The organism is Streptomyces sp. NPDC096176, from assembly GCF_044763255.1.
In the GTDB taxonomy this organism is placed as follows: Bacteria; Actinomycetota; Actinomycetes; order Streptomycetales; family Streptomycetaceae; genus Streptomyces.
The window spans coordinates 558,951-567,071 of the sequence record NZ_JBIWFV010000006.1 but is presented as its reverse complement, the minus strand read 5'-3'; the positions used below and the strand labels follow the sequence as shown (position 1 = coordinate 567,071).

At 68.2% G+C, this 8,121-nt stretch carries 10 protein-coding genes; 4 read left to right on the top strand and 6 right to left on the bottom strand.

What is annotated here, in order from left to right; translation table 11 throughout:
- Positions 1-446 precede the first annotated feature (446 nt).
- Positions 447-1,097 (bottom strand): DNA-3-methyladenine glycosylase, encoded by a 651-nt coding sequence (locus tag ACIQ7Q_RS20225; protein WP_403863547.1) that lies wholly within the window; start codon positions 1,095-1,097, stop codon positions 447-449.
- Between the two features lie 117 nt (positions 1,098-1,214).
- Between ACIQ7Q_RS20225 and ACIQ7Q_RS20220 the strand changes: the two genes are divergently transcribed.
- The 3 genes from ACIQ7Q_RS20220 to ACIQ7Q_RS20210 all read left to right on the top strand — a co-directional run bounded on the left by ACIQ7Q_RS20220 (position 1,215) and on the right by ACIQ7Q_RS20210 (position 3,316).
- Positions 1,215-1,997 (top strand): sporulation protein, encoded by a 783-nt coding sequence (locus ACIQ7Q_RS20220; RefSeq protein WP_403863544.1) that lies wholly within the window; start codon positions 1,215-1,217, stop codon positions 1,995-1,997.
- A 54-nt stretch (positions 1,998-2,051) separates the two neighbouring features.
- Positions 2,052-2,588, top strand: a complete 537-nt coding sequence (locus tag ACIQ7Q_RS20215; protein WP_403863541.1) for a YbhB/YbcL family Raf kinase inhibitor-like protein — start codon at positions 2,052-2,054, stop codon at positions 2,586-2,588.
- A 203-nt stretch (positions 2,589-2,791) separates the two neighbouring features.
- Positions 2,792-3,316 carry an HNH endonuclease gene (locus ACIQ7Q_RS20210; protein WP_403863539.1) on the top strand — a complete coding sequence of 175 codons (525 nt, stop codon included), beginning with the start codon at positions 2,792-2,794 and terminating at the stop codon, positions 3,314-3,316.
- Between the two features lie 80 nt (positions 3,317-3,396).
- On the opposite strand, the gene ACIQ7Q_RS20205 is transcribed toward ACIQ7Q_RS20210, so the two are convergent.
- The 4 genes from ACIQ7Q_RS20205 to ACIQ7Q_RS20190 all read right to left on the bottom strand — a co-directional run bounded on the left by ACIQ7Q_RS20205 (position 3,397) and on the right by ACIQ7Q_RS20190 (position 6,730).
- Positions 3,397-4,170, bottom strand: coding sequence for a sulfite exporter TauE/SafE family protein (locus ACIQ7Q_RS20205; RefSeq protein ID WP_403863536.1), 774 nt, complete (start codon positions 4,168-4,170; stop codon positions 3,397-3,399).
- A 79-nt stretch (positions 4,171-4,249) separates the two neighbouring features.
- Positions 4,250-5,212, bottom strand: a complete 963-nt coding sequence (locus tag ACIQ7Q_RS20200; protein ID WP_403863535.1) for an SPFH domain-containing protein — start codon at positions 5,210-5,212, stop codon at positions 4,250-4,252.
- A gap of 223 nt (positions 5,213-5,435) precedes the next feature.
- Entirely contained in the window at positions 5,436-5,864 is a 429-nt protein-coding gene (locus tag ACIQ7Q_RS20195) for an NfeD family protein (RefSeq protein WP_403863532.1), read from the bottom strand.
- 74 nt (positions 5,865-5,938) lie between these two features.
- Positions 5,939-6,730: an ABC transporter ATP-binding protein gene (locus ACIQ7Q_RS20190; protein WP_403863529.1), complete on the bottom strand. Its 792-nt coding sequence runs from the start codon at positions 6,728-6,730 to the stop codon at positions 5,939-5,941.
- Between the two features lie 154 nt (positions 6,731-6,884).
- Here ACIQ7Q_RS20190 and ACIQ7Q_RS20185 point away from each other — a divergent pair, with 154 nt between their 5' ends.
- Complete coding sequence (locus ACIQ7Q_RS20185; RefSeq protein WP_403863526.1) at positions 6,885-7,685, top strand: hypothetical protein; 801 nt, start codon at positions 6,885-6,887, stop codon at positions 7,683-7,685.
- Positions 7,686-7,840: 155 nt separating this feature from the next.
- On the opposite strand, the gene ACIQ7Q_RS20180 is transcribed toward ACIQ7Q_RS20185, so the two are convergent.
- Positions 7,841-8,089 carry a chaplin gene (locus ACIQ7Q_RS20180; RefSeq protein WP_403863524.1) on the bottom strand — a complete coding sequence of 83 codons (249 nt, stop codon included), beginning with the start codon at positions 8,087-8,089 and terminating at the stop codon, positions 7,841-7,843.
- Positions 8,090-8,121 lie beyond the last annotated feature (32 nt).

Here is an 8,121-nt window from a genome sequence, read left to right as displayed (position 1 = left end):
GGAACGGACGCTTCCTTTGTACTCACCCGCAGAACACTTTCTGGGGCTTTCCTCCGGGCGCTTCCCTTCGGTCTTGCGTTTCCGACTCTATCAGACTCTTTCGTGTCCGATTCCCGGCCGGTGGGCTCTCTGCTGAGCAGAGAATTTCTTGCTTGCCTTCCGGTTCTTCGCTTTCGCGTTTCCCTTTCCGGCGGTTCCGACTTTATCAGATCTTCCGATCCGATTTACTCGGTGCGCTTTCCGGCCTTTCGGCCTTCCGGCGTGATCACCACGTTAGACGATTTCCTTGGCAGCTCATAATCGAGCCAGAGGATCCTGATTTCGGCATGCCGAAATCGCACCCGATTGGGTTCGTCGTCAGAGGTGGATGGCCGCTCCGGGACTGCTGAACTGCAGTGCTCCGTCTCAAGCGGCTCGGGCTACGTTAGGCGTCCGGGGTACCCGAGTCAAGTTGCGCTGCGCCTGCTGCCTCGAGGCACGTGGGCCCGGTACGGGCTGACGGTCGGGTCGCCGTCGATCCAGAACCGCCATGGGTGGTAGGCGCCTTCGCCGCCCACTCCCGTGCGTGGGCCGTTCCGTACCTGGTCAGACGTCGGCTGCCCGCCCGGCAGCAGGGAAAGCGGGGCCGTCGGACCCAGGCAGAAGTCTGCGCCGTTCAGCGACCGGTCGACGTCGAGAGCAGTGGCCAGGCGGGCCGGCCCTTTGGCCAGTTCCTTGTCATGGCGGGCCGAGATTCGACGTTTGCGCGTCAGGTCGGCGCCCACCCGTACCTCGCCGGCACGCAGCAGGACTCCACTCGCCTTGCCTTCTGGGCCGCACACCACATTGAGGCAGTGCCACATCCCGTAGGTGAAGTAGACGTACGCATGGCCAGGAGGACCGAACATCACCTCGTTGCGCGCGGTGCGGCCGCGGAAGGCGTGGGAACCGGGGTCGGCCTCGCCCGCGTAGGCCTCGACCTCCGTGATGCGCAGTTCTATGAGGCCTTCGTCGGTCCGACGGGTCAGGGTGCGGCCCAGCAGATCCGGGGCGACCTCCAGTACCGGTCGGTCGAAGAAGTCCCGCGGCAGCGGCGTGTGGTCCGAGCTCTCGATCATCGCGTTCGAGCGTACCGGGGGGCAGCGGAGAACCACAGGGAACCGACTACGGTCGTGACGCGTATGTAGACGCGTATGTGAACGCGTATGCAGGGGCAAGACCGAGAAGGAGTTGGCATGGGCTTCAAGAGGCTGCTTGCGAGCATGGGCGCCGGTGGCGCCTCCGTCGAGACGGAGCTCACCGAGGCGAACGTCGTCCCAGGCGGTGTGGTCCAGGGTGAAGTGCGCATCCAGGGCGGCTCGGTGGATCAGCAGATCGAGGGGCTGTCCGTCGGTCTCCAGGCGCGGGTCGAGGTCGAGGGCGGCGACCAGGAGGTCAAGCAGGACATCGAGTTCACCAAGCAGCGGCTCGGCGGCGCGTTCGAGGTCAAGGCCGGTGCGGTGCACGTCGTGCCGTTCGGCCTCGAGATCCCCTGGGAGACCCCGATCACCACGATCGAGGGGCAGCTCCTGCGTGGGATGGAGATCGGTGTCACGACCGAGCTGGAGATCGCACGGGCCGTGGACTCGGGCGACCTGGACCCGATCAACGTCCACCCGCTGCCGGCGCAGCAGGCGATTCTCGAGGCGTTCATCCAGCTGGGCTTCCGGTTCAAGAGCGCCGACATGGAGCGCGGCCACATCCGAGGGACGCGCCAGCGGCTGCCGTTCTACCAGGAGATCGAGTTCCTGCCGCCGCAGCAGTACCGCGGCCTGAACCAGGTCGAGCTGACGTTCGTCGCCGACGACCGCGAGATGGACGTCGTCCTGGAGATGGACAAGAAGCCGGGTCTGTTCAGCGAGAGCAGCGACTCGTACAAGGCCTTCAAGGTGGGCCACCACGATTTCGCGTCGACCGACTGGGCGGCATACCTCAACCAGTGGCTGGCGGATGTCGGCGGGCGTCGCAACTGGCTCTAGTCTCGGGGCGGAAGAAGGCAACAGAAGCAGGACGGCCGAATCGGAGGGTTTGACGTGACCGAGCTCAAGAGGGCTCCGCTTCCCCACGACTTTCATCCGGCGGTGCCTTCGTTCACCTTGGTGAGCGACGACATCGAGCCGGGGTCGGTGCTGAAGGACTCCCAGGTGAAGGCCGGGGGCGATACCTCGCCGCATCTGCGCTGGGAGGGTTTTCCGGCGGAGACCAAGAGCTTCGCCGTGACGTGCTTCGACCCGGACGCACCGACCGGCAGCGGTTTCTGGCACTGGGTGCTCTTCGACATCCCCGCGTCGGTGACGGAGCTCCCGGCAGGCGCGGGGAACGGAAAGTTCGAGGGGCTGCCCGACGGCGCGGTCCATGTCCGTAACGACTACGGCTCGAAGGACTTCGGAGGCGCTGCTCCCCCGGCCGGCGAGAAGCACCGCTATGTCTTCACCGTGTACGCGGTGGACAGCGAGAAGCTCGGGCCCGGTGCTGATGTGTCACCGGCGGTCGTCGGCTTCAACCTGCGTTTCCACACGATTGCTCGTGCACACCTGATCGGCGAGTACGAGACGCCCGCGCAGAGCTGAGGCAAGCCGAGAGTTCGTCCGGAGTTTGCCCTGCCCTGGTCTTGGAGAGACCAGGGCAGGGCAGTTTTGTTGCCGGGGGTCCTGGTGTCCTCCCCCGGCAAGGCACAGATATTGCGTTGTCCATCTTGGCGCGCCCGGCCAGAGTTGATCCAAGCCTGATGCCCGCCGACGGGAGCTGGGCGGGGCGAACGGAGGTGGGCAGGATGCGGGACACACTGGTGCTCAATGCGAGCTTCGAGCCGCTGTCGACGGTGACGCTGAACCGTGCGGTGGTGCTGGTGCTCCAGGACAAGGCCGTTGTCGAGCAGTCCCATCCCGCGCTTCGTGTGCGTGCGGCCGCGGTGGATCTTCCGGTGCCGCGGGTGATCAGGCTCTGCAGATACGTACGGGTGCCGTTCCGAAGACAGGCCCCGTGGTCGAGGCGGGGTGTGCTGGTGCGTGACCAGCACCGGTGTGCCTACTGCGGTCGGCGCGCCACGACGGTGGACCATGTGGTGCCGAGGTCGCGGGGCGGTGCAGACAGCTGGCTGAACACGGTGGCTTCCTGCGCCGAGGACAATCACCGCAAGGCCGACCGTACGCCGGAGCAGGCGGGTATGCCGCTGCTGCACCAGCCGTTCGTGCCGTCGCCGGCAGAGGCGATGCTGCTCGGCCTCCGGTCGGGTGAGCGTGCCGCACTGCCGGACTGGCTGTCGGCGCAGCCCGCGACGCAGGACTCCGCCGCGTAGGAGACTGCGGCGCAGGACTCCGCCGCGTAGGACATGACGACGAGGCCCGCTCCCTTGCGCCGGGGGCGGGCCTCGTCGTGTCAGCGCAGCAGCAGCTGGACGATGGCGACGGTTCCGACGACGACGATGACGGCGCGCAGCACGCCGGGCTTGAGCTTGCGGCCGATCCTGGCGCCGAGCTGGCCGCCGATGCTGGACCCGACCGCGATCAGCAGGACGGCTGTCCAGTCGAATTCGGCGACGAAGAGGAAGAAGACAGCGGCGACCCCGTTGACCACGGCGCCGAGGATGTTCTTGACGGCGTTGATGCGCTGGAGGTTGTCGTCGAGCAGCAGTCCCATGAGGGAGAGGTAGAGGATGCCCTGGGCGGCGCCGAAGTAGCCGCCGTACGCGCTCGCGAACAGCAGGCCTGTGTGGAGGGCGGAGCCGCCGTGGGGATGCGGTTCGGTGCCCTGTGCTTCGCGACGCCGCTGGACCGCCGCGGCGAGGCGTGGCTGGACGATGATGAGGACCAGCGCCAGGGCGATCAGTACGGGGACGATGGTGTCGAACGCGTCCGAGGGCAGGGCGAGAAGCAGAACAGCGCCGGCCAGGCCGCCGACGAGGGCGGTGAGGCCGAGACGGAGGACCCGGCCGGTCTGTCCGCGCAGTTCGGCGCGGTAGCCAATGGCTCCGCTGATGGAGCCGGGTACGAGACCGAGGGCGTTGGAGACGTTCGCGGTGATCGGCGGCAGGCCGGTGGCGAGCAGCACCGGGAAGGTGATCAGGGTGCCGGAGCCGACGATGGTGTTGATCGTTCCGGCTCCGACGCCGGCCGCGAACACCGCCAGTGCTTCCCAGATGGACAACGCCATCTCCTTACATGGTCCGTGAGTCGCCTCCCCGCCATGAAGGTCGAGGGGCCTCACCGATCATGCATGAGTGGTGCGCGCGTCAGTCGATGGGGGGCTGCTCGCGTCGTTCCGTACCGTTACCGTTGCCGCCGGTCTGCTTGGGTACGGAGCCGCCGCCCATGCCCGCCATCGGGTTGAAGTTGCCCATCGCCCCGCTGAGTCCCTTGAGGGCGTCGCCGATCTCGCTGGGGACGATCCAGAGCTTGTTGGCGTCGCCTTCGGCGATCTTCGGGAGCATCTGGAGGTACTGGTAGGCGAGGAGCTTCTGGTCGGCGTCTCCGGCGTGGATGGACTCGAAGACCGTACGGATCGCCTGGGCCTCGCCCTCGGCGCGCAGGGCGGCTGCCTTGGCCTCACCTTCGGCGCGCAGGATCGCCGACTGCTTCTCACCCTCGGCGGTGAGGATCTGCGACTGCCGGATGCCTTCCGCGGTGAGGATCGCCGCGCGCTTGTCACGGTCGGCGCGCATCTGCTTCTCCATCGAGTCCTGGATGGAGGTCGGCGGCTCGATGGCCTTGAGCTCGACGCGGTTGACGCGGATTCCCCACTTGCCGGTGGCCTCGTCGAGGACGCCGCGGAGGGCCGCGTTGATCTCCTCGCGGGAGGTGAGGGTCCGCTCGAGGTCCATGCCACCGATGATGTTGCGGAGCGTGGTGACGGTGAGCTGCTCGATGGCCTGGATGTAGCTGGCGACTTCGTAGGTCGCGGCGCGGGCGTCGGTGACCTGGTAGTAGATGACAGTGTCGATGTTGACGACCAGGTTGTCCTGGGTGATCACCGGCTGGGGCGGGAAGGGGACGACCTGCTCACGGAGGTCGATGCGGTTGCGGATCGAGTCGATGAACGGCACGACGATGTTCAGACCCGCGTTGAGGGTGCGGGTGTAGCGTCCGAAGCGCTCGACGATGGCGGCGCTGGCCTGTGGGATGACCTGGATCGTCTTGATCAGGGCGATGAAGACCAGCACCACCAGAATGATCAGGACGATGATGATCGGTTGCATCGCGTTCCCTGTGCCCTTCGCTGCCGGATGAGTCTGATGATCAGTTTCCCAGAACACGGGCTGTGCTGTGGGCCGTTCGTCCGTTCCGACCGGCCGTGTCGCGTCGATTTCGGGGCGACCGACCCGGTCGTCCGGTCGGTGGACGGGGATGGACGGTGCGGATGCCGGGGTGGTTGTTCGGAGCGGTCGACGAGGCGGCTGGGCGGGGCCTGATGACGGGGTGTCACATGACGACGGCCGTCGCTCCGTCGATCTCGACGACATCGACCTGCTGGCCCTCTTCGTAGGCCATGGCAGTGTCGAAGGCGCGGGCGGACCAGATCTCACCGGCGAGCTTTATCCGGCCCCCATTGCCGTCGACCCGTTCCAGTACAACGGCCTGACGGCCCCTCAGGGCGTCGACGCCGCTGGCGAACTGGGGACTCTGGGATCTGTGCCTCATCGCGATGGGCCGCACGACGGCGATGAGCGCCACCGACACGGCGGCGAATACGAGCACTTGGGCCACTGTGCCGCCGCCCACGGCCGCGACGACGGCCGCGGCCACCGCTCCGGCGGAGAACATTCCGAATTCCGGCATGGCGGTCAGCACGAGCGGAATGCCCAGTCCGACCGCGCCGATCAGCCACCACACCCATGCATCGATGTCCACATGGGCATGGTAGGTCCGCCGGACGCGCCCGGGACAGGGGGCGAAACAGGTCGGCCCCATCCGTCTCCGGACCGTCAGCCGAGCGGGAGGCCCTGGGCGGTCCAGCGCTCGCCGTTGCGCTCCACGACAAGCGGCAGCCCGAAGCAGAGCGAGAGGTTGCGTGAGGTCAGCTCGGTCTCCATCGGACCGGCGGCGAGGACCTTGCCCTGACGGATCATCAGAACGTGGGTGAAGCCGGGCGCGATCTCCTCGACATGGTGCGTGACCATGATCATGGAGGGGGCGTACGGGTCGCGGGCGAGCCGTCCGAGGCGGCGGACCAGGTCCTCACGGCCACCGAGGTCGAGACCGGCGGCCGGCTCGTCGAGGAGCAGCAGCTCGGGGTCGGTCATCATGGCGCGGGCGATCAGTGTGCGCTTGCGCTCGCCCTCGGAGAGCGTGCCGAACCTGCGGTCCAGGTACTCGGTCATGCCGAGGCGGTCCAGGAACGCACGGGCGCGCTGCTCGTCGACCTCGTCGTAGTTCTCGTGCCAGGTCGCGGTCATGCCGTACGCGGCGGTGAGCACCGTCTGCAGGACGGTCTGGCGCTTGGGGAGCTTCTCGGCCATGGCGATTCCGGCCATGCCGATCCGCGGCCGGAGCTCGAACACGTCGACGCCACCGAGGCGCTCGCCGAGGATCTGCGCCGTGCCGGCGGTCGGGAAGAGATAGCTGGAGGCGATGTTGAGCAGGGTGGTCTTGCCCGCGCCGTTCGGGCCGAGGATGACCCAGCGCTCACCCTCCTTGACCGACCAGGAGACGTCGTCCACCAGAGCGCGTCCGTCGCGGACCACGGATACGTCCACCAGCTCCAGTACATCGCTCATGAGCGCGTAGTCTCCCCATGCAATCGTCTTGAGGTGTTCGGGTGCGTTTCGGGTTCTTTTGTGCACCTGGTGCACCTGTGGGCACACCACCCAGGGAAATCTACGCCACCGGGTGAGTGCTCCAGTCGCCCGGCCCGGTCCCTAGGCTGGGGCCATGCTTTCGGAACCACGCTCAGGACGGCTGGCCGCATGGGGAAACGCCCTTTTGGCCGGACTTGTTTCCCCGGACGGCGCCGCGCACACGATCGTCGGCGACGACGCGGTGCACCGGGTCGAGGGTCTGCCCGGTGAGAGTGCCCCGGTCGGGCTCACACTGGCGCTGGGGCGCCTGCGCGCGCTCGGCGTGACCGGCTTCCGGGTCGCGCTGCCCTCCGCGGGCCACCCGCTGGGGCTCAGCGGACCGCCCGAGTTCAATGCGCGGGCGCTCGATGCGGAGGAAGCCGTCGTCGCGACGGGTGCGGCGTACGGGCTGGTGCCCGAGGTCCACGAGGCGGGCCCGGCCGACGACCTGCACGTGGAGGTCGTCTGGCACTGCCTGCCGGTACGGGAGGCCCCGCCCGCGGACGTGCCGTCGCTCGGCGAGGCGGAACGCGAACTCGCTGAGGCCCTGCGGGATGCGACGGCGACGCTGACACGGCTCGACGTGGCCGCGTCGGGTCCGGTGGCGGAGGCGGCGCTGGACGCGTACCGGGCTCGGGCGGAACGGGGCGGCTCGGGCGAGACGCTGGCGCCCGGGTATCCGCCGCGGGCCGTGCGGGTGCTGGAACTGGCGCAGCGCATCGGGCTGCTGGTCTCGTTGGCTTACGAGAACGGGCACGGGGGTGCGGTGAGCGCGTCGGAGATGGCGGCGCGGGGTGAGGCGCTGCGACCGGTGGAGCGTGTGGCGCGACGGGCGCAGGTGGCGGCGTACAACGCCTACGTGGAGGAGCGGGAGCGGGGGCGGGGGCGGGGCTGAGGCCCCGGCGTGAGCCGCCCACGACTCCGGGTCACAGCGCGGGAACCAGGCGCGGGAACCATGGGCAGCGCCCTGAAGTACCGCACGGAGAGCAGATACGCGTAGGCCCCCGGGCGGCGCAGCGCTCGGGGGCCGTAGGGCATCAAGACGACGCGTCAGCCGTTGTAGCCGCTGTTGCCGAACGCCGGGTTCAGCAGGCCCACCACGTTGACCGTGTTGCCCACCACGTTCACCGGGACGTGGATCGGCGCCTGGATCAGGTTGCCGGAGAGGACACCCGGGGACTTGACCGCCTCGCCGTGGGCGTGGGCACCGCCGGTGGTGGCCGACGCGACACCCGAGCCCGCGGCGACCAGGCTGCCGGCGATCATGGTGAGGGCAGCAGCCTTCTTCAGGTTCTTCACTTTGTCATTCCTCCTGAGCATTCGCTGCGGCC